This window comes from Micromonospora noduli, from assembly GCF_003264475.1.
In the GTDB taxonomy this organism is placed as follows: Bacteria; Actinomycetota; Actinomycetes; order Mycobacteriales; family Micromonosporaceae; genus Micromonospora; species Micromonospora noduli.
Window position 1 is genome coordinate 383,509 of sequence record NZ_PYAC01000042.1, and the last position, 18,614, is coordinate 402,122.

Sequence of the window (18,614 nt, forward strand, 5' to 3'; positions counted from 1 at the left end):
CAACCCGGCTTCATTGAAGTCGCGGTGTCCCAGCAGCGCGGATAGCGCGTTTTTCAGGAAGGCGAGTGGATCTAGGTCGATCACGCGCGTCGGGGGGTGTGGATCAGGTGGGAAGCGGTGCGCAGGAGGAGGCGGCGGCGACCCCTTCGAGGTAGCCGCGGGCGCGTTCCGCCTTGGGATAGCGACCGACCAACGCCCAGAACCGGGCGTTGTGGCTGGGCACGATGAGGTGCGCCAACTCGTGCAGCAACACGTAGTCGATCACCCATTCGGGCATCTCCTGGACGCGGTGCGAGATTCGGATGCTGCGGTCCGCCGGTGTGCAGGAGCCCCACCGGCCGTTCTGATTGGTGACCCACCGGACGCTGGCCGGCACCGCCTTCGTGGCGTACCCGGCGAGGTAGAGGTCGATGAGCCGATTGGCGCGGGCCAGCAGCTCGTCGTCGGAGCGGGCGAGGCGCCCCTCCCGGGCGGCGAGCCGGGCGAGCATCCGGTCGACCCACTCGCTCTCCTCGGCACGGGAGAACTGGTCGGGGATGAGGACGACCACTCGCTCACCGTCACGGTACGCGGACACCGTGCGTCGTCGACGCTGACTGCGCCGCACCTCGACGACCGGCTTGCGCGTCCCCGCCATCACTGGCCCGCGCAGCCTCGACTACGTGTCACGAGGGAAAGCTAATGCCCACTGACCAGGGGTCCGCAAGAGTCAACCGCACGACACGCGCCCAGAAAATGGTGATTGGTCGCCAGCCGTCCCGAAAATTTCTTGACCGCAGCGTCATCGCGCCATCTCGTCACCCTTGGTGAACGCCGATGGCGCCGGTGCGCGGCACGTCTCCACCGTAGGTGATCACCGCCCCGGATGCCGCCGCGGGGGCACTCGCACGGGTGGCTGTCAGGGTTTGGTCGGCGTGTCCCCGCCAAACTGACTTATCCGACCTATTTCGCCGTGCACACTCTCGACGTCGACTTGCTCACAGTGTCGATGCACAGCTGACATGGAACTGCCCAGACCTGGGTAGGGTCCGCGAACCAGCGGTCACGAAGGTGGCCGCGGAGTGAGACCCAGCGCCGGCGCCCCGTGTGGCCCGCCGCCGGGCACCCCGCCGGAACGGCATTGACCGGCGGACGAGACGAGGAGGGCACCGTGGCCGACCAGGCCCAGACGACCTACAACGGTTACTGCGTGAAGTGCAAGGAGAAGCGGGACTTCGAGGGGCACGTCGAGGTCTCGAAGACCGGGATGAACATGGCCAAGGGCAAGTGTCCGGTATGCGGTACAACAGTGAACCGCATCCTGGGCAAGGCCAAGGTCTGACCCGAACGGGTGAACGGGGGGTGGGGTGGCCGGGTGGCCGCCCCACCCCCGTTGCCGAATCGGGAGTGCCTGCCACCGCTGCCGTAGCGCTGTCGGGTGACCGACAGCAGGCACGAAGGGCTGTGGAAAACCCGTCAAACCCTGTGGATAGCGCTGGACAGCGGCCTGACCGCCTGTGGACAACGATCGACCGAACGCGAGGTTGCGATCACGATTCGTGACCATGAGCCGCACCGTACTGCCCCGCCCCACCCTGCTGCCCGGCCTCAACCGGCTCTGGCGGGACCGGCACACCCTTCAACTCGGCGTCGGCCCTGGGCCGGCCGCCCTACTGGAGTTGGCCAACCCCCGCGCCGCACACCTGCTCGATCTGCTCGACGGCACCCGCAGTGAGCGCACCGTGCTGGCCCAGGCGGCGTCCGTCCAGGTCAGCGTCGACGACGCGCTTACCCTGCTCGACACCCTGCGGGGCGCCGGCCTGTTGGTGCCCGCGCACAGCCTGCTCCCCCGCGACCTGACCGGCCCGGTCCGCGCCCGGCTCGCGGCGGAGGCCGGCGCGCTGGCCCTGGCCGCCGCCCGACTGCCCGGCACCCCCGCGCAGGTTCTACGTAGGCGGCGGGCGGCCCGCGTCCTGCTCACCGGCGCCGGGGCGCTCGGCGGGCCGCTGACGGTGGCGTTGGCCCAGTCCGGCGTAGGGCAGGTGATTCCCCAGCTCACCGGCCCGGTACGCCCCGTCGACCTGATCGGCACGGGCATCCCCGCCGCCGAACTGGGTCGGCCGCTGGCACCGGCGGTGCGGGCTGCGGTCAACCGCGTCGCACCGGGCACCGGCACCCGGCCGAGCCGCGCCGGGCGGATCGACCTGGTGATCCAGCTCGGCACGGACCGGCCTCCGGCGCTGCTCGCCGCCGGTCTCGCCCAGCGCCGGCAGCCGCACCTGCTGGTCACGCTGCGCGAAGGCGTACCGGTGATCGGGCCGTTGGTCCGCCCACCCGCCGGGCCCTGCCTGCACTGCGTCGAGCTGCACCGGGCCGATCGCGACCCGGACTGGCCACGGCTCGCCGCTCAACTCGCCGCCGCCGACCCGGTGGCCGCCGGAACGACCGGCACGCTGCTCGTCGCCTGCGGGTACGCGGTGGCCGAGGCGCTGACGCAGCTGGACGGCGGCCAGCCGGAGACGCTGGGTGGTGCCATGGAGATCACCGGTGCCGGTCGTTTCCGTCGTCGGGGTTGGCCGCCACACCCGGCGTGTGGGTGCTCGCGAGGCCGAGTGTCCGCACCAGCCCAGCCGCAGAGCAGCAGCGGGGCCCTCCGGTCGGTAACAATGACCGTGTGACCGACATCCCGCGCCGCGCCGTGTCCCGCACCGCCAAGCTCGCCGCCCTGCCGCTCGGCTTCGCCGGCCGGACCGTTCTCGGGATGGGAAAGCGCGTCACCGGGCTCGCCTCCGACGTGATCTCCGCAGAGATTCAGCAGCGCACCGCCGAGCAGCTGTTCAGCGTGTTGGGCCAGCTCAAGGGCGGGGCGATGAAGTTCGGCCAGGCGTTGTCGGTCTTCGAGGCGGCATTGCCGGAGGAGATCGCCGCCCCCTACCGGCAGGCGCTGACGAAGCTGCAGGAGGCGGCGCCACCGCTGCCGGCCGCCAGCGTGCACAAGGTGCTGGCCGAGCAGCTCGGCCCCGACTGGCGGGACCTGTTCGTCGAGTTCAACGACGTCCCGGCCGCCGCCGCCAGCATCGGCCAGGTGCACCGGGCGCGCTGGCGCGAGCCCGGGTACGACGAATCGGGTGCACCGCACAGCCGCGACGTGGCGGTCAAGATCCAGTATCCGGGGGCTGGCGACGCCCTGCTCGCCGACCTCAAGCAGCTGTCCCGCCTGGGTGGGATGTTCCGGGCCATCCAGCCCGGCCTGGACGTCAAGCCACTCCTGGCCGAGCTGCGCGAACGGATCACCGAGGAGTTGGACTACGAGTTGGAGGCCGAGTCGCAGCGCACCTTCGCCGCCGCGTACGCCGACGACCCGGAGATCTTCATCCCGGAAGTGGTCGACGCCTCACCCCGGGTGCTGGTCACCGAATGGGTGACGGGCACCCCGCTGGCCGACATCATCCGCGAGGGCACCGAGGAGGAGCGCGACGAGGCGGGTCGGTTGATGGCCACCCTGCACCTCTCCGCGCCGCAGCGGGCTGGGCTGCTGCACGCCGACCCGCACCCGGGAAATTTCAGGCTGCTGCCCGACGGTCGGCTCGGGGTGATCGACTTCGGTGCGGTGGCCCGGATGCCGGAGGGCACCCCGGAGCCGATCGGCCGTATCGCCGCGACGGCCCTGCGCGGCGATGCCAACGAGGTGGTGGCAGGGCTGCGGTCGGAGGGGTTCATCGGCTCGACCGAGGAGATCGACGCCGAGGGGGTGCTCGACTTCATCCGCCCCATGTTGGAGCCAATCGCGGCGGACGGTTTCCGGTTCACCCGGGCCTGGCTACGGGCCGAGGCGGGTCGACTGGCCAGCCCCCGCTCCCCCACCTACCAGCTGAGCAAGCGGCTCAATCTGCCCCCCTCGTACCTGCTGATCCACCGGGTGACACTCGGGTCGATCGGGGTGCTCTGCCAGTTGGAGGCGAAGGCGCCGTACCGAAGCATCCTGGAGCGCTGGCTGCCCGGCTTCGCCCCGGTCGCCTGACCGTCGAGGCCCGGGCGCCTGACGACATGGGGAAGGGCGGGTGCCGACCGGCACCCGCCCTTCTGCGTGGGGTGGTACTAGAGAACGCCCAGGTCGCGAGCCGCCTGGTTGCGGCTGGTCATGGCGACGGTACGGGCGGATCGGGTTGCCTCAGTGCTCGTGGTGGTACGACCGGCCTGAGGCCGGCGCATTCGAGCCCGGGTCAACGCTTCGTGGAGTAGTTGCATCTCGAAGGCTCCACTCGGAACGTTCAACATCGTTTTCTCACTCACTGCCGGTGTGCCACCGGCGTAGTTGGAACGGGTCGGGAACATGTCAGGCTGCCAGCCGGACCGCGCCACGCACCTCGGACAGCCCACTGGCCGCCAGGCGCGCCTCGGCCTCGACCCGAAGCTCGGCGTCACGGGCGACGTCCTCCTTACGCGGACGGCCACGGGGCCGCTTACGCGGGACAACCGCGCCACGCTCGAAGATCTCGCCGCCCCAGACGCCCCACGGCTCCGCTCGCTCAACGGCTCCGGCCAGGCACTCGACACGCAGCGGGCAGTCCCCGCAGAGTGACTTGGCCAGCTCGAGCTCGGTGGGCGAGTCGGAGAACCACAGGTCGGGGTCGAACTTCCGGCAGGGCAGGTTCGCCTCCATCTCGACGCTCATGTCGAGGGGGGCCAACGCCAGACTCATCTCCCGGTCACCTCTCTCTCACTTCGATCTCGTGGATCGCATTCCGACGTACTTACGGCGGGCAAAAAACTGAGGCCGCGGATCCCGGTAAGCGGGTTCCGCGGCCTCGAGGTGAGCCGGAGTCTGATGGTCAGACCGGTTTACCTCGAGGTGGAACGCCGCGGACATCCATGCGCTTCTTGGCGACCTGGATGCCATTGCCCGTGAAGCCACTGGTCCCCTCGACTCCAGCGGGCGCGACGGTCAGGATCAGCTCGGCCTGAACCTGGTGCACCTGTGGAACCGACGGTCGTGCAGCCGCAAGGGCCACCCGGACAGCCGACAGCGGAGCGCAGACAGACGGCATCGCCGCCAGACGCTCATAGGTGAAGATCTTCACGGGAACCACCTCCCTCACGTTCCTCGAATCGACTGGACCGCACCCCGTGAGCAGCCGGAATGGCGCCGCTCGCGTGGTGTGTCCTGAGGCTATTCCTCGCGCCGGGGCGAGGGCAAACGAATTTACGACGAGATTTCGAAAGTTTTCTCCGGGCAGACATCGTCCACTCCGGCACCGGCCACGAGGGCCAGCACCGACTCCCCGTAGAGGCCCAGCTTGCGCGGGCCGATACCGGCGATGGCGATCAACTCCTCCGACCGGCCCGGACGTCGCTCGGCCAACGCGACAAGCGTCGCGTCGGTGAAGACCACGTACGCCGGGACCTTCTGCGCACCGGCCACCCGCTGCCGCCACTCGCGCAGCCGTTCGTGCAGCTCATCGTCTATGTCGGACGGGCAGGTGGGGCAGCGGCCGAGCTTGCGGTCCGGGCCGGCGAGCAGGGTGGCGCCGCAGATCCGGCAGGAGACGATCTGGGTTCGCCGTCGCTCGGGACGGCGGGCCGGACCAGCGCCACCGGTCGCCCGTTCGGTGCCGCCGGAGCGGTCCAGTTGGGGCAGGAACCGCGACGGCCGCCGGGCCCGTCCGCCCGGCGAGCGTGCGGTGGCGTACGACAGCCAGAGCCACTCCCGGGCGCGGGTGATCCCGACGTAGAGCAGCCGGCGCTCCTCCTCGACCTGTTCGACGGTCTTGGCGTACGTGGTGGGCAGGGTGCCCTCGGCGAGGCCGACCAGGAAGACCGCGTCCCACTCCAACCCCTTGGCCGAGTGCAGGGACGCCAGCGTCACGCCGTCCACCGTCGGCACGTGCTGCTGGGCGGCCCGGCGCGCCAGTTCCTCGGTGAAGTCGGTGAGGGTGACCGGGCGCTCCACCGAGGCGGCCTCGCCGATCGGCACGACCTCGGGGGTGGCCGCGTACTCCTCGGCGAGTTGGACCAGCGCGGACAGCGCCTCCCATCGCTCGCGGGCCGCGCCGCCGGCCGGGGGCGCGTCCGGAGCCCAGCCGACGGCGGTGAGCGCCTCGACGACGGCGGCCGGCAGCGGTGTCTCCCCCGGGATCGAGCGGGTGGCCGCACGCAGCGCGACCATCGCCTGGCGCACCTCGGTCCGTTCGAAGAACCGCTCCGCGCCCTGCACGACGTACGGCACCGCGGCCTCGGTGAGCGCCTTCTCGTACGCCTCGGACTGCGCGTTGACGCGGAACAGCACGGCGATCTCCTTCGCCGGCGTGCCCGCGTCGATCAGTGACCGGCAGCGCGCGGCCACCGCGTTCGCCTCGGCCGGCTCGTCGGTGAAGATCCGCAGGTCCGGCTCGGGGCCGGATGGGCGTTGCCCGCTCAGCTCCAGCCGCAGGCGCGCCTCGGTGCCCCGGGCCTGGGAGATCACCGCGTTGGCCAGCCCGACCACCTGCGGGGTGGAGCGGTAGTCACGGACCAGCCGCACCACTGTGGCATTGCGGTGCCGGCGGGGAAAGTCGACCAGGTACGCGGAGGTCGCCCCGGTGAACGAGTAGATCGTCTGGCTGGCGTCGCCGACCACGGTCAGGTCGTTGCGGCCGGCCAGCCAGGCGTCCAGCAACCGCTGCTGGAGGGGGTTGACGTCCTGGTACTCGTCGACCACGAAGTGCCGGTACTGGGTGCGGATCTGCTCACCGACGTCGGGGTGCTCCTCGATGCCCCACACCGCGGCCCGCAGCATGTCCTCGAAGTCGATCACGCCGTTGGACCGTTTGAGCTGTTCGTACGCGGTGAACACGTCGGCGACCTTCGTCGGCTCGTGCGGTGTGTCGCGCAGTGCCCGGGCCGCGGCCACCACGTAGTCCGTCGGCTCGATCAGCGACGACTTCGCCCACTCGATCTCGCCGGCCAGGTCGCGGGCGGCGGCCCGGTCGGTACGCAGGCCGACCCGGGCGGCTGCGAGGGTGACCAGTCGTACCTTGCTGTCCAGCAGTTCGGGCATGGCGCGGCCGGCCAGCAGCCGGGGCGCGAAGTACCGCACCTGGCGCAGCGCGGCCGCGTGAAATGTTCGCGCCTGGACACCGTGCGCCCCGAGCAGAGTGAGACGGTGTCGCATCTCGGCGGCGGCGCGGGCGGTGAAGGTGACAGCGAGCACGTGCCGGGGGGAGATCTCCCCGGAGAGCGCCCGGTGGGCGATTCGGGAGGTGATCGCCCGGGTCTTGCCGGTGCCGGCGCCGGCCAGGATGCAGACCGGGCCGGCAGGTGCGGTCACGGCGGAGCGTTGCTCCGGGTCCAGCCCGGCGAGCACCTGTTCCGACGCTGAGTGAACCGCCACAACCAGGAATCATCTCAGCTCCTCCCAGCGTTGCAGCGAACAGGCTCGGCTTGATCCGCAAGCCGCGGCCGGAGGAGTTGGAGGATCCGAGGATGCTGACGATGTATTCCACCCCCTGGTGCGGCTACTGCCACCGGCTGAAGTCACAGCTCGACCGGGAGGGCATCGGGTACGAGGTGGTCGACATCGAGCAGGACCCGAAGGCCGCGGAGTTCGTGATGAGCGTCAACGGCGGCAACCAGACGGTGCCGACGCTGCGCTTCGCCGATGGCAGCGCCCTGACGAATCCCTCGATCGTCCAGGTGAAGCAGCACCTGGAGACTCTCAACGCCTGATCTGCCGGTTCATTCTCGACGAGCGGCCGCCCCACCCGGGACGGCCGCTCGTCGTGTTCCGGAGCGGGTCACGGCGGCGGCGGTCGGCGGGTGACGAAAGCTCGGATCGGTCGGCGTCCTCGGCCGGTCGGCGGGGTGCCGGGAGCGTCGGGCGGGTGGGCGGCGTCGGCGGGCGGGCCCCGGCCGGCGCGCTCAGGTGCCGGCCCCTCCACAGGTAGCTGCCGGCGGCCAGGGTGGCCACCCCGACCAGCGCGAACAGCAGCCGGTAGTCCAGGAACCCGACCAGCAGGGCACCCGCCCCGATGGAGACCGCCTGCGGCCCGCTGACCACCGCCTGGGTGGCCGCGGCGACCCGGCCGACCAGCGAAGGCGGCGTGCGGCGCTGGATCAGCGTGTGCAAACCAACCATCGTCAGCGGGAGCGAGACCCCGGCCAGCAGCACCGCCGCGAACCCGAGCCGCAGATCGGGGAACGCGAGCGCGAGCGCGGCCGGAGAGAAGAAGGCGACCCCGGCGGCCAGCGTGCCGACCTCTCCGAGCCGGCGGACCAGCGTCGGTGAGCAGAGTCCACCGAGCAGACCACCGACGCCCTGCACGGTGACCAGCACCCCCACGAAGGCGGCATCCCGGTTCAGCCCCTGGTCGACGTAGGCGAAGATGAGCGACTCGCTGAAGCCCATCACCAGTGACCCGAGCCCGTAGCCGAGCAGGGCCCGCCGCAGGGCCGGCTCGCCGGCCAGGTGCCGCAGACCGGCGCCCAGTTCGGCCGGCCACCGCAGCCGTACGGCCGGTGGCAGCTGTTGCGGGGTGGGCAGCGCGGTGACCACCGCCGCCGCGGTCAGAAATCCGACCATGCCGATTCCGGCCAGCGCCCACCCGCCGAGCGCCGCGTAGAGCGCCGCGCCCACCAGCGGGCCGACCAGTCGGATCCCCTGACGTACGGTCTGCAGCACGCCGTTCGCGTCGGCCAGCAGCTCGACCGGCACCATCTCGCGGATGAGCCCACTGAGCGCCGCGCCGAGCGTGATGGACGAGAGTCCGTACAGGGCGGCCACCAGATAGACGACCCAGACGTCGCCCGCATCGCGGACGGTGAACAACGGGGCGAGCAGGGCTGCGGTCAGCACGTTCGCGGCCACGAAGAACGGTCGGCGCGGGTAGCGGTCGACGACCCAGCCGACCAGCGGCGCCAGCGTCATCGGCGCGATGACCGCGAAGATCGTGGCACCGGCCAACCCGTTCGAGCCAGTCAGATCCTTGACCCAGATGGCAAGTGCGAGCAGCAGGATCGACTCGGCGGTCATGCTGGCCAGCAGGCCGCCGAAGAGCAGGCGGAAGTCGGGTCGGCGCAGGATCGTGCGCATGGGTCCCTCCGGCGGGATGGCTGCCCAGGTGGGCGAGGTCGACGGGCCGCGACCGCGGGTCCGTCGTCGTCCGGCATTCCCGTGGTGCGATTTTCGCAAGACACGCCCTCGCCGGAACCTCCGACACCGGTCGCGCCGTCCATACTGACCGTGGGGGGCGAATTTCATACAGTTACCGTCGCGTCTGCGGCGGTCGACGGGAAAGAGGACACTGTGCCTCCTGCCGCACCCAGCCCGATCCTGCGTCGTCGCCGGTTGGGCATCGAGCTGCGCCGCCTACGTGAGGCTGCGGGCCTCACCGGCGATCAGGTCATCGAGCGTATCGGTTGGGCCTCCGCGTCCAAACTGTCCCGCTTGGAGAACGGCCGCAGTCGACCGGACCCGCAGGACGTCGGCGACCTGCTCGACCTCTACGGCGCCGACCAGGCGCTGCACGACGAGTTGCTGGGCATCACCAACGAGGCCGGCGACATGCGCGGCTGGTTGAAGAACTTCCCGGTGATGACGCAGCAACAGCGCGGCTGGGCCGAGTTGGAGGCGGGCTGCGCGGAGATCTCCGAGTACAACCCGGTGCTCGTGCCGGGCCTGTTGCAGACCCCCGGGTACGCCCAGCTCCGGATCGTGTCGGCCCGGCAGGTGAACGCGGGCGCGGGCGAGCCGGAGCCCGGCGACGAGCCGGAGACCGAGGTGCAGGCGCGGCTGGCCCGCCAGTCGCTGCTGACCCGCGAGCCGCACGCTCCCCGCTACACCGCCGTGTTGGAGGAGGCGGCTCTCGGCCGCCGGGCCGGGCCGCCGGAGGTGCTGCACGAACAGTTGCTCCAGCTCTGCGAGTTGGCGCTGCTGCCCAACGTGGCCCTGCACGTGCTGCCCCGGGACACCCAGATCGGCGATTGGTACCTTCCGCCGACCGCCTTCTCGGTCTATCGGTTCGCCGATCCCCTCGATCCGGAGACATTGGCCATCGAAGGTGGCTTCACCGACGTCATGTCGACCGAGTCAATCACGCTAAATCGCTATAAAGTGGTGTTCGAGTGGCTATGCAAGGCGGCACTTGACGCCTCGGACACCCTCTCCTGGCTGATCGAGGCGACGGGACGGCTGACCGAGGCGACGCCCCCATCCACAGTGGCGTTCGGGCCGGCAACGGCGCCGACCCAACGCCGCCGGGAATCAGGGCGACTGACGGACCGGTGATCCACGGGGGACCCTCCGTCGGGACGTGCGGCACCACTCGTCCCATCGGATCGCTGCACATCAGGAGCAGAACCATGAACGAAATCCGCAACACGCCGTCCGTCTCCGCCCACTCGTTGGCGGACGCCCCGTGGCGTACCAGCACACGCAGCCAGACCTCCAACTGCGTGGAGGTCGCCCCGCTGGCCACCGGCCCGTCGGCGGTCGCCCTGCGCGACAGCAAGGACCGGGGCGGCCCGGTACTGCTGTTCAACCGCGCGGGATGGCTCGGTTTCATCACCGGGGCAAAGAAGGGCCAGTTCGATCTGAACTGATTCGGTGACTGGTACGGGGCCGTCGGCGCACTGCCGGCGGCCCCGTCGCGTCATACCCGCCGGCTCCGTCGCTCGGCGACACGCCGACTCGGTCGACCCGCCGACTCCGTCGCTTTGCGACCCGGCGACCCTGCTGAGCAGCCATCCGCCGATCGGACGAGGCTCGAAACCGATAGGCGCGTTTCAGTTGCTGGGACGAACACGGGGCGTAACATGGCCCTCGGATACGTGGAACTTCCACACTGGCTCATCCGTCGCGGTTCATCCGGAGACCCTCATGCGGTTCCTGATCGTTCGCACCGACATCCGCGCCGTCGCTGACGGGGACATCGCCGCCGCCTGGGCGGACGGCCACCGACTTCGCGACGAGACGACCACGCCCGAGCCGCGCCGGCAGATCGTGCACGCCGAGGACCGGGACGCCGCGCTGCTGCTGGCCCGCGCCCTGGCCACCGTCGGCGCGGTCCGCGCCGGCAAGCAACGGGTCAAGGTCCTCCCGCTGATCGAGTCGCGGCCCGCCTTCCGACACAGACCGGGCCGCACCGGCACCTGATTCCACAGGTCGTCCGTCGTGGTCGGACCGGCTCCCCCGCCGCGTTACTCGCACCCGCCGACCACGACGGCCCGTGTTCCCGGCCCGTGACCGCCGCGGCAACGGCGGCCACGGGCCGGGACCGTGCTCAGCGGTCGGCGTCCACCCAGCCGTCCAGCCAGCGGTGAATGAGGAACAGCGCGATCGACGACGGAGGCGGCAGGATCAGCCGGGCCCCGTCGCCCACGTCCACCGACTCCCCGGCCAACGCCGCTCCGATCTCCCGGCGGGAGAACCACCGGGCGTACGCGATCTCGGACGGGTCGACCCGCACCGGCTCGGCCGGGTTCGCGGTGGCCAGGAAGCCCAGCATCAGCGAGCCGGGGAACGGCCAGGCCTGGCTGCCCACGTACCCGACGCGCTCGACCCCGATGCCCACCTCCTCGCGGACCTCGCGCAGCACGGCCGCCTCCGCCGACTCCCCCGGTTCCACGTAGCCGGCCAGGCAGGAGTAGCGGCGACCACCCGGGGTGCCCTGCCAGCCGGCATTGTTGCCGAGTAGGCAGCGGCCGTCCGGGCCGTCCACGCCGTCGTGCACGAGCACGATCATCGCCGGGTCGGTACGCGGCCAGATCCGCCCACCATTCCGGTCCACCCGGGACCAACCGGCCTCGTCCATCGCGGTCGGCGCGCCGGTGCTCGTCGAGTAACCGTGTCGGGTGTGCCAGTTGACCAGCGCCAACGCGGTGGTGAAGATGCCGGCCTCCCGGTCGGCGAGCAGGTGACCCACCTCCCGGAGGTGGACCGCCCGGGTCCCCGGGATCGCCGGAAGAGGCGCGTCGACAGCGAAGACCGGCACCCCGTCCGGTTCGACACCCAGGAACATCGCCATCGACTCTGACCCGGCGGGTACGTCAGCCGCCCCGAACAGCACCAACGTCGGAGGCGACGTCTCGGTGCGGGCCAGTGTCCGACCCTCGTCGGTCGAGTCGAGCAGCAACACCCGGGCGCGCAGCCACGCCTCGGTCAACCACTGCGAGTCACCCCGCCGGTGCGCGGCCCGATCCAGCGTGGACCGCGCCAACGGCGGCGCCGCCTCCCCGCTCACGCCGGCGCTCCGCTTCGCTGCACGCCGCCATGAGACGGCCCGCTGCTGAACCCCATGGCCCGCTCGCTCCGCTCGCTCACGCCTCTTGCTCGGTCTGAACCGTGGTCAGCGCGGCCAGCCCCGGGGTGACCCGCTCCGCGTCACCGAGCACCACGATCGCCGCCCGAGCCGGGGCCAGATAGCGCGCCGCCGCCTGCGCGACGTCGTCGATGCTCGCCTTCGCCAACCTGGCGGCGTACTCGGCGAGGAAGTCCAGGCGCAGACCGTTGCCGGCGTACGCACTGGTCAACGCCGCCAACCCGGCCTGGGTGGACATGCCGAGCTGGAGGGTGCCCAGGGCGTACTGCCGGGCCTGCTCCAACTCCTCGGGCTTCGGCGGGAGTGACGCCAACCGACCCAGTTCGTACGTCGTCTCCAGCAGCGCCGGGCCGGTGACCTCGGTGGCCACGTCGGCGGCGGCGACCAGCACCGACCCGGCGACGGAATGCTCGATCACCGAGTGCGGGCCGTACGTGTAGCCCTTGTCCTCGCGGATGTTCTCCACCCACCGGGAGGAGAAGTAGCCGCCGAAGATCAGGTTGGCGAGTTGCAGCGGGGCGTGGTCCAGGTCGGTGCGCGACACCGCCGGCAGCGCGATCCGCAGCGAGGACTGCACCGAGCCGGGCCGGTCGACCAGCAGCAGCGGCCCCGGCTCCAGCGGCGGAGTCGCCGGCAACTCGGCCACACGCCCGGCACCCGACCAGCCGCCGAGCGCCCGCTCGGCCGCGTCCAGTGCCTTCTCCGGCTGTACGTCACCGACCAGCACCATCTGCGCGCCGGTCGGGTGGACCCGCTCCGAGTGCAGGGTGCGCAGCGCCGCCGGTCGGACGGCACGGATCTGGCCGGGCTCCGGCGTCTGCGTCGCGTACGGGTGCCGGCCGTAGATTCGCTTTAGCAGCGCCTCCCGGGCCAGGTGCGAAGGCTGGCTCTGCGCCACCTGGATCCGGTCGACCAGCCGGTCCCGTTCGGTGGCCACCTCGTCACCGGGGTAGCTGGCGCCGGTCAGCACCGCGGCCAGCAGCTCCAGCATCCGGTCCAGACCGGTGACCAGGCCGGCGCCGGAGAGCATCAGCCGGTCCGGGTCGACGCCCGCGGAGAGCCCGCCGCCCACCTTCTGCAACTCGGCGGCGATCTGCACGCTGGTCATCGACTCGGTGCCGGAGAGCATTGTCTGCGAGAGCATCGCGCCGCGGGCCAGGTGGACCCGGCCGAACGGCACCCAGAGCCGCAGTTCGACAAGGGGTACGGCGGGCCGGCGTACGGCGATCACGGTGAGCCCGTTGCGCAGCGTGCGCTCGGCCTGCTTGGGCACCTTGAGCTTGCGGGTCGGCCCGAGCGGCGGCAGCGTACGCGGGCCGGCAGGAGCTGTAGCGATACTCACTGTGTCACCTTCGTTCGCGACTGCGGGGCTCGCAAAACCGGCTCACTCCTCGCGCTCACCGAACGCCTCCGGCGATGACCTCGATGGCGGCCCGGCGCTCCGGGCGCACTGTGGCCGCAGCGGCCCGGACCTGCTCCTCGGTGACCTCGCCGACCAGCCGGGGGAGTTCGTTGAGCAGACCCGGTTCGCCGCGTTGCTGCTCCAGCACTGCCATCCGCAGTGCCCGACCGAGCACCGCGTCGGTGTCCCGCAGCAGGTGGGTCGCCATCCGGGCCTGGGTGCGGGCCAGCTCACCGTCGGTCAGCCCGTCGGTGGCCAGCCGGTCCAGTTCCTCGTCGATGGTGCGCAGCACCTTGTCCACATCGCCACCGGGCGGTAGGTGCGCCTGCAACAGCAGCGCGGTGGGGTCGCGGACGTCGAACGGGTCGCCCATGAAACCGAGATATCCGCCGAGGCTGGTCACCGTGCGGTCCCGCTGCACCAGCCGTTCGACCAGCCGCGATGCGTCGCCGTCGGTGAGCACCTCGGCCAGCACCACGTACGGCAGGTAGCCGGCGAAGTCGGTGACCGGGTCGGGCACGCGCCAGGCGCCGGCCACCGCCGGCAGCGGCGCCAGGGCATCGGTGTACGAGGTGCGCCGCTCGGCGCTCAGGTCGGGCTCGGTGAAGTCGGGCCGTTGCGGTGCCGGCCGGGCCGGCACGTCGCCGAAGTGCCGGGTGACCAGCTCGGTCGCCTCGGCCACGTCGATGTCCCCGCTGACGGCCAGCACGGCGTTACCGCTGGCGTAGTAGCGGCGGAAGAAGTCCGCGGCGTCGGCGACGGTCGCCGACTCCAGGTCGTCGAAGGAACCGTAGCCGTCGTGGGCGTTCGGGAAGGTCTCGAACATGACCGGCGGCAGAGTCAGCCAGGGGAAGCCGCCGTACGGACGGTTGAGGACGTTGACCCGGATCTCTTCCTTGACCACGTCGACCTGGTTGCGCAGGTTCTCCTCGGTCAGCCGGGGCCCACGCATCCGGTCCGCCTCCAGGAACAGCGCGCGCTCCAGCGCGTTGCTCGGCAGCGTCTCGAAGTAGTCGGTGTAGTCCAGGTGGGTGGAGCCGTTGAAGGTGCCACCCGCGCCCTGCACGTGCCGGAAGTGGGCCAGCTTCTCCAGGTTCTCCGAGCCCTGGAACATCAGGTGCTCGAAGAGGTGGGCGAAGCCGGTACGCCCCTCCGGCTCCGAGCGGATGCCGACGTCGTAGACCACCGCCACCCCGATCACCGGGGCACTGCGATCGGGGGTGAGCACCACCCGCAGGCCGTTGTCGAGGGTGAACCGCTCGACCGGATACTTCGTCGCTGGAATTCTGGATCTCCGCGCCGCCACGGAGTCGACCCTAGCGCGTCGACACCTCCGCCACCCGCGACCTTCCCGGAGCCGCCGCGACCGGGGCCGCCACCAGGGGCAGCACCTCGGTGCCGACCCGCTCGGCCTCCTCCCGGTGCGGCCAGCCGGAGAGGATGAACTCGTCCACGCCGAGCGCGGCGTACTCGTCGATGCGGGCCGCGACCTCGGCGTTGACCGGATGGCGATTATCCTAGCAAGCTGATAGGAAATACCGACATAACTGAGACGCGCCATCCCGCCATGTGGATGGGTCTTGACGCTGGCCGCAGGCTGGCCCACTCTTCCTACCAACTAAGTAGGAATACTGTGGATTGGATGAACGATGAGACGGCTCCCCCTGCGCCGGTTGGTCACCCTGGCCACCCTCGCCGCCCTCGGCGCGGCGACCCTGGGCAGCACCGCCGCGTGCGGCGACGACAGCGAGGGCGCGGGCGGCAGCTCCGGCCCGGTGACGCTGCGCCTCGGCTACTTCCCCAACATCACCCACGCGCCGGCGGTCGTCGGCGTGGAGAAGGGCATCTTCGCGGAGAAGCTCGGCACCAACGTCAAGCTGGACCCGAAGACCTTCAACGCCGGCCCGGCCGCCATCGAGGCCGTCTTCTCCGGCGCGCTGGACGCCACTTACATCGGTCCGAACCCGACGGTGAACGCCTTCTCCAAGTCCAAGGGCGAGGCCGTCCGGGTCATCTCCGGCGCGGCCTCCGGCGGCGTGGCGCTGGTCGTCAAGCCCGGCATCACCGGCGCGCAGGACCTGAAGGGCAAGAAGATCGCCACCCCGCAGTTGGGCAACACCCAGGACGTGGCGGTCCGTTACTGGCTCAAGCAGCAGGGCCTCACCACCACCAAGGAGGGCGGCGGCGACGTCAAGATCGTGCCGCAGGAGAACGCCCAGACCATCGAGACATTCAACAGCGGCGCGATCGACGGCGCCTGGGTGCCCGAGCCGTTCGTCTCCCGCCTGGTCAACGCCGGCGGCAAGGTTCTGGTCGACGAGCGCGACCTGTGGCCGGACAAGAAGTTCGTCATCACCAACCTGCTGGTGAGCACGAAGTTCCTCAAGGCGCACCCGGACGTGGTGCAGAGGCTGGTCGACGGTCAGGTGGCAGCCAACGAGTTCGTCAACACCAAGCCGGACGAGGCGCAGCAGGCCATCTCCGACGCGATCGGCAAGATCACCGGCAAGCCGCTGGACCTGAAGCTGATCAAGCAGGCGTGGCCGACGTTGGAGTTCACGAACGACCCGATCTCGTCCTCCCTGAAGGCAGGGCTCGACCACGCCGTCGACGTGGACCTGACCGAGCCGGTGGACCTCAAGGGCCTGTACGACCTGAAGTACCTCAACAACGCGCTCAAGGCGCAGGGCAAGGCCGAGGTCGTCCAGCCATGACGTCGACCACGACGACGCCGGAGAGCGCGACCACCGCGGTCGCGCTCTCCGGCGTGACCAAGGTGTACGGGCGCGGGGCGAACGCCGTCCTGGCCCTGGACGGTGTCTCGCTGAACGTCGCGCCCGGCGAGTTCGTCTGCCTGGTCGGCGCGTCCGGCTGCGGCAAGAGCACCCTGCTCAACCTGGTGGCCGGGCTGGACCGGGTCAGCGGCGGGCAGATCACGCTGGCCGGCGACGCCAACCCGGGCCTGATGTTCCAGGAGCCGGCGCTCTTTCCGTGGCTGACCGTCGACGCCAATGTGGAGGTGCCGCTCAAGCTGCGTCGGCTCCCCCGCGCCCAACGCCGTGAGCGGGTGGCCGAGCTGCTGCGCACGGTGCACCTTGCCGACTTCGGCCGTAAGCGCCCACACGAGCTCTCCGGCGGAATGCGGCAGCGGGTCGCGCTCGCCCGCACGCTGGCCCTGGACACTCCGGTGCTGCTGATGGACGAGCCGTTCGGCGCGCTGGACGCGATGACCCGGGACATCCTGCACGACGAGCTGGAACGGATCTGGTCCGAGCGCAAACTCTCGGTGCTCTTCGTGACGCACAACGTCCGCGAGGCGGCCCGGCTGGCCGACCGGATCATCCTGCTCTCCAGCCGACCCGGCCGGATCATCTACTCCACCGAGGTGAACATCCCGCGCCCTCGCCGGATCGACTCCCCCGAGGTCGCCGCCATCGCCGCCGAGGTCACCGAGCGGCTCCGTACGGAGGTGGGCCGCCATGGCCAGTGACACCCTCACCAGTTCGGCGCGTACCGACGCGGAGATCACCGGCCTCGACGCGCTGGAGATCGCCGGTCGGGACAAGGAGGTCTCCCGGGGCGCCCGGATCTGGGCCGCCACCTGGCCCAAGCTCGCCGCCCTGGCCATCGCCATCGCCGCCTGGCAGATCGTGGTCTGGACGGGCTGGAAGCCGCCGTACTCACTGCCGCCACCGCTGGAGGTCGGCCGCGAGCTGGTGGCCCAGGCCCAGGGGCCGCAGCTCTGGGACGGCCTGCTCACCACGCTGCAACGGGCCGCCCTCGGGTACGTCTTCTCGGTCGCCGTCGGCCTGCTGCTCGGCCTCGCGGTGGCCCGGTCCACGGTGCTGCGCGCCGCCATCGGCTCGATGATCACCGCATTGCAGACCATGCCGTCGATCGCCTGGTTCCCGCTGGCCATCCTGCTCTTCGAGCTGAGCGAGAAGGCGATCTTCTTCGTTGTGGTGCTCGGCGCGGCGCCGTCCATCGCCAACGGGGTGATCTCCGGGGTGGACTACGTGCCGCCGCTGCTGGTGCGCGCCGGCCGCAACCTGGGCGCCCGGGGGCTCAACCTCTACCGGTACGTCATCGCGCCAGCCGCCCTGCCGGCGATCGTCGCCGGCCTCAAGCAGGGCTGGGCCTTCTCCTGGCGCAGCCTGATGGCCGGTGAGCTGCTCGTGAGCGGCATCTCGCAGACCTCGCTCGGCGCCCAACTCACCTACTCCCGCGAGTTGTCCGACGCGCCCTGGCTGCTCTCCACGATGATCGTCATCCTGGTCGTCGGCCTCGTCGTGGACGCCGCGTTCGGCGCTGCGGACAAGGCGATCCGGCGCCGCTGGGGCGTACTGGACCAGGCTGGTCAGTGACGTGTTCGTCTCCGCGCGCAGCGACTACGCGCTCCGGGCGATGCTCGCCGTCGCCGCCGGCGGTGGTGGCGGCGACGGCGACCGGGCCGGCGAGCTGGTGAAGGCGGCCAGCCTGGCCGAGGTGCAGGACATCCCGCTCAGCTTCCTGCAGGGCATCCTGCTCGACCTGCGCCGGGCCGGTCTGCTGCACAGCCATCGCGGCGCCGACGGCGGGTACGCGCTGACCCGCCCAGCGGACGAGATCACCGTCGGAGACGTGCTGCGTGCGGTCGGCGGCTCGCTCACCACGGTGCGCGGTCTGCCGGCCGAGCGGGCCGGCTATCACGGAGTGGCCGCCGGGCTCACCGACGTCTGGCTGGCGGTGCACGGGGCGATCGCCACCGTGGTCGACAGCACCACCCTGGCCGACCTGCTCACCCACGCCCCGAGTGCGGTCAGCACCGACGCACCGCTCGCATGATCGCGCCCGATCATTGATGTAGTGGCCTCGCCCGCCCGGTGAGGGGCCTACTTCCTGGATCGAGCGCGATCTTGGGCTGGTGCGTGGTGCTCGGGCGCACCGAGGAGGGCGCGAAG

The 18,614-nt window shown here is 71.0% G+C and carries 20 protein-coding genes; 11 read left to right on the plus strand and 9 right to left on the minus strand.

Going from position 1 to position 18,614, the window contains the following annotated elements:
• Window positions 1-103: 103 nt before the first annotated feature.
• Window positions 104-637 (minus strand): M48 metallopeptidase family protein, encoded by a 534-nt coding sequence (locus MED15_RS30750; protein ID WP_091406137.1) that lies wholly within the window; start codon window positions 635-637, stop codon window positions 104-106.
• 513 nt (window positions 638-1,150) lie between these two features.
• On the opposite strand from MED15_RS30750, the gene MED15_RS33695 reads away from it, so the two are divergent.
• The 3 genes from MED15_RS33695 (at window position 1,151) to MED15_RS30765 (ending at window position 4,000) form a co-directional block, all read left to right on the plus strand.
• On the plus strand, window positions 1,151-1,321 hold the full coding sequence (locus MED15_RS33695; protein ID WP_167457767.1) for a DUF5679 domain-containing protein: 171 nt from the start codon (window positions 1,151-1,153) through the stop codon (window positions 1,319-1,321).
• A 223-nt stretch (window positions 1,322-1,544) separates the two neighbouring features.
• Entirely contained in the window at window positions 1,545-2,657 is a 1,113-nt protein-coding gene (locus MED15_RS30760; RefSeq protein WP_112737679.1) for a TOMM precursor leader peptide-binding protein, read from the plus strand.
• On the plus strand, window positions 2,654-4,000 hold the full coding sequence (locus MED15_RS30765) for an ABC1 kinase family protein (protein ID WP_112725338.1): 1,347 nt from the start codon (window positions 2,654-2,656) through the stop codon (window positions 3,998-4,000). The genes MED15_RS30760 and MED15_RS30765 overlap by 4 nt, the downstream gene beginning before the upstream one ends.
• A gap of 315 nt (window positions 4,001-4,315) precedes the next feature.
• On the opposite strand, the gene MED15_RS30775 is transcribed toward MED15_RS30765, so the two are convergent.
• The 3 genes from MED15_RS30775 to MED15_RS30785 form a co-directional block, all read right to left on the minus strand.
• Entirely contained in the window at window positions 4,316-4,681 is a 366-nt protein-coding gene (locus MED15_RS30775; RefSeq protein ID WP_030490434.1) for a WhiB family transcriptional regulator, read from the minus strand.
• A gap of 130 nt (window positions 4,682-4,811) precedes the next feature.
• Complete coding sequence (locus MED15_RS30780; protein WP_181518366.1) at window positions 4,812-5,027, minus strand: hypothetical protein; 216 nt, start codon at window positions 5,025-5,027, stop codon at window positions 4,812-4,814.
• Between the two features lie 155 nt (window positions 5,028-5,182).
• Window positions 5,183-7,348 carry an ATP-dependent DNA helicase UvrD2 gene (locus tag MED15_RS30785; protein ID WP_112583694.1) on the minus strand — a complete coding sequence of 722 codons (2,166 nt, stop codon included), beginning with the start codon at window positions 7,346-7,348 and terminating at the stop codon, window positions 5,183-5,185.
• Between the two features lie 92 nt (window positions 7,349-7,440).
• Here MED15_RS30785 and MED15_RS30790 point away from each other — a divergent pair, with 92 nt between their 5' ends.
• Window positions 7,441-7,683, plus strand: a complete 243-nt coding sequence (locus tag MED15_RS30790) for a mycoredoxin (RefSeq protein ID WP_112583695.1) — start codon at window positions 7,441-7,443, stop codon at window positions 7,681-7,683.
• On the opposite strand, the gene MED15_RS30795 is transcribed toward MED15_RS30790, so the two are convergent.
• Window positions 7,673-9,046 carry an MFS transporter gene (locus MED15_RS30795; protein WP_112725337.1) on the minus strand — a complete coding sequence of 458 codons (1,374 nt, stop codon included), beginning with the start codon at window positions 9,044-9,046 and terminating at the stop codon, window positions 7,673-7,675. The genes MED15_RS30790 and MED15_RS30795 overlap by 11 nt on opposite strands.
• Before the next feature lie 213 nt (window positions 9,047-9,259).
• On the opposite strand from MED15_RS30795, the gene MED15_RS30800 reads away from it, so the two are divergent.
• The 3 genes from MED15_RS30800 to MED15_RS30810 all read left to right on the plus strand — a co-directional run bounded on the left by MED15_RS30800 (window position 9,260) and on the right by MED15_RS30810 (window position 11,107).
• The gene (locus MED15_RS30800) at window positions 9,260-10,240 is read left to right on the plus strand and encodes a helix-turn-helix domain-containing protein (protein WP_112583697.1); all 981 of its coding nucleotides are present in this window, start codon (window positions 9,260-9,262) and stop codon (window positions 10,238-10,240) included.
• A 74-nt stretch (window positions 10,241-10,314) separates the two neighbouring features.
• Complete coding sequence (locus MED15_RS30805) at window positions 10,315-10,554, plus strand: DUF397 domain-containing protein (RefSeq protein WP_112583698.1); 240 nt, start codon at window positions 10,315-10,317, stop codon at window positions 10,552-10,554.
• A 277-nt stretch (window positions 10,555-10,831) separates the two neighbouring features.
• The gene (locus MED15_RS30810) at window positions 10,832-11,107 is read left to right on the plus strand and encodes a hypothetical protein (protein WP_091406149.1); all 276 of its coding nucleotides are present in this window, start codon (window positions 10,832-10,834) and stop codon (window positions 11,105-11,107) included.
• Between the two features lie 127 nt (window positions 11,108-11,234).
• Here MED15_RS30810 and nudC read toward each other — a convergent pair whose 3' ends face one another.
• The 4 genes from nudC to MED15_RS30830 all read right to left on the minus strand — a co-directional run bounded on the left by nudC (window position 11,235) and on the right by MED15_RS30830 (window position 15,128).
• Complete coding sequence (gene nudC, locus MED15_RS30815) at window positions 11,235-12,194, minus strand: NAD(+) diphosphatase (protein ID WP_112737597.1); 960 nt, start codon at window positions 12,192-12,194, stop codon at window positions 11,235-11,237.
• Window positions 12,195-12,270: 76 nt separating this feature from the next.
• Entirely contained in the window at window positions 12,271-13,614 is a 1,344-nt protein-coding gene (locus MED15_RS30820; RefSeq protein ID WP_112737599.1) for a M16 family metallopeptidase, read from the minus strand.
• 55 nt (window positions 13,615-13,669) lie between these two features.
• Window positions 13,670-14,980, minus strand: coding sequence for a M16 family metallopeptidase (locus MED15_RS30825; protein WP_112737601.1), 1,311 nt, complete (start codon window positions 14,978-14,980; stop codon window positions 13,670-13,672).
• Between the two features lie 10 nt (window positions 14,981-14,990).
• Complete coding sequence (locus MED15_RS30830) at window positions 14,991-15,128, minus strand: hypothetical protein (RefSeq protein WP_373861174.1); 138 nt, start codon at window positions 15,126-15,128, stop codon at window positions 14,991-14,993.
• 195 nt (window positions 15,129-15,323) lie between these two features.
• Here MED15_RS30830 and MED15_RS30835 point away from each other — a divergent pair, with 195 nt between their 5' ends.
• Genes MED15_RS30835 through MED15_RS30850 form a run of 4 tightly spaced genes read left to right on the plus strand, consistent with a single transcriptional unit; the run spans window position 15,324 to window position 18,498 of the window.
• Window positions 15,324-16,388: an ABC transporter substrate-binding protein gene (locus MED15_RS30835; RefSeq protein WP_112600949.1), complete on the plus strand. Its 1,065-nt coding sequence runs from the start codon at window positions 15,324-15,326 to the stop codon at window positions 16,386-16,388.
• Window positions 16,385-17,164: an ABC transporter ATP-binding protein gene (locus tag MED15_RS30840; RefSeq protein WP_112737603.1), complete on the plus strand. Its 780-nt coding sequence runs from the start codon at window positions 16,385-16,387 to the stop codon at window positions 17,162-17,164. Before MED15_RS30835 ends, MED15_RS30840 begins: the two co-directional genes overlap by 4 nt.
• Window positions 17,154-18,038 (plus strand): ABC transporter permease, encoded by an 885-nt coding sequence (locus MED15_RS30845; protein WP_091406165.1) that lies wholly within the window; start codon window positions 17,154-17,156, stop codon window positions 18,036-18,038. The genes MED15_RS30840 and MED15_RS30845 overlap by 11 nt, the downstream gene beginning before the upstream one ends.
• Before the next feature lies 1 nt (window position 18,039).
• Window positions 18,040-18,498, plus strand: coding sequence for an RrF2 family transcriptional regulator (locus tag MED15_RS30850; protein WP_112737605.1), 459 nt, complete (start codon window positions 18,040-18,042; stop codon window positions 18,496-18,498).
• Window positions 18,499-18,614: the final 116 nt, after the last annotated feature.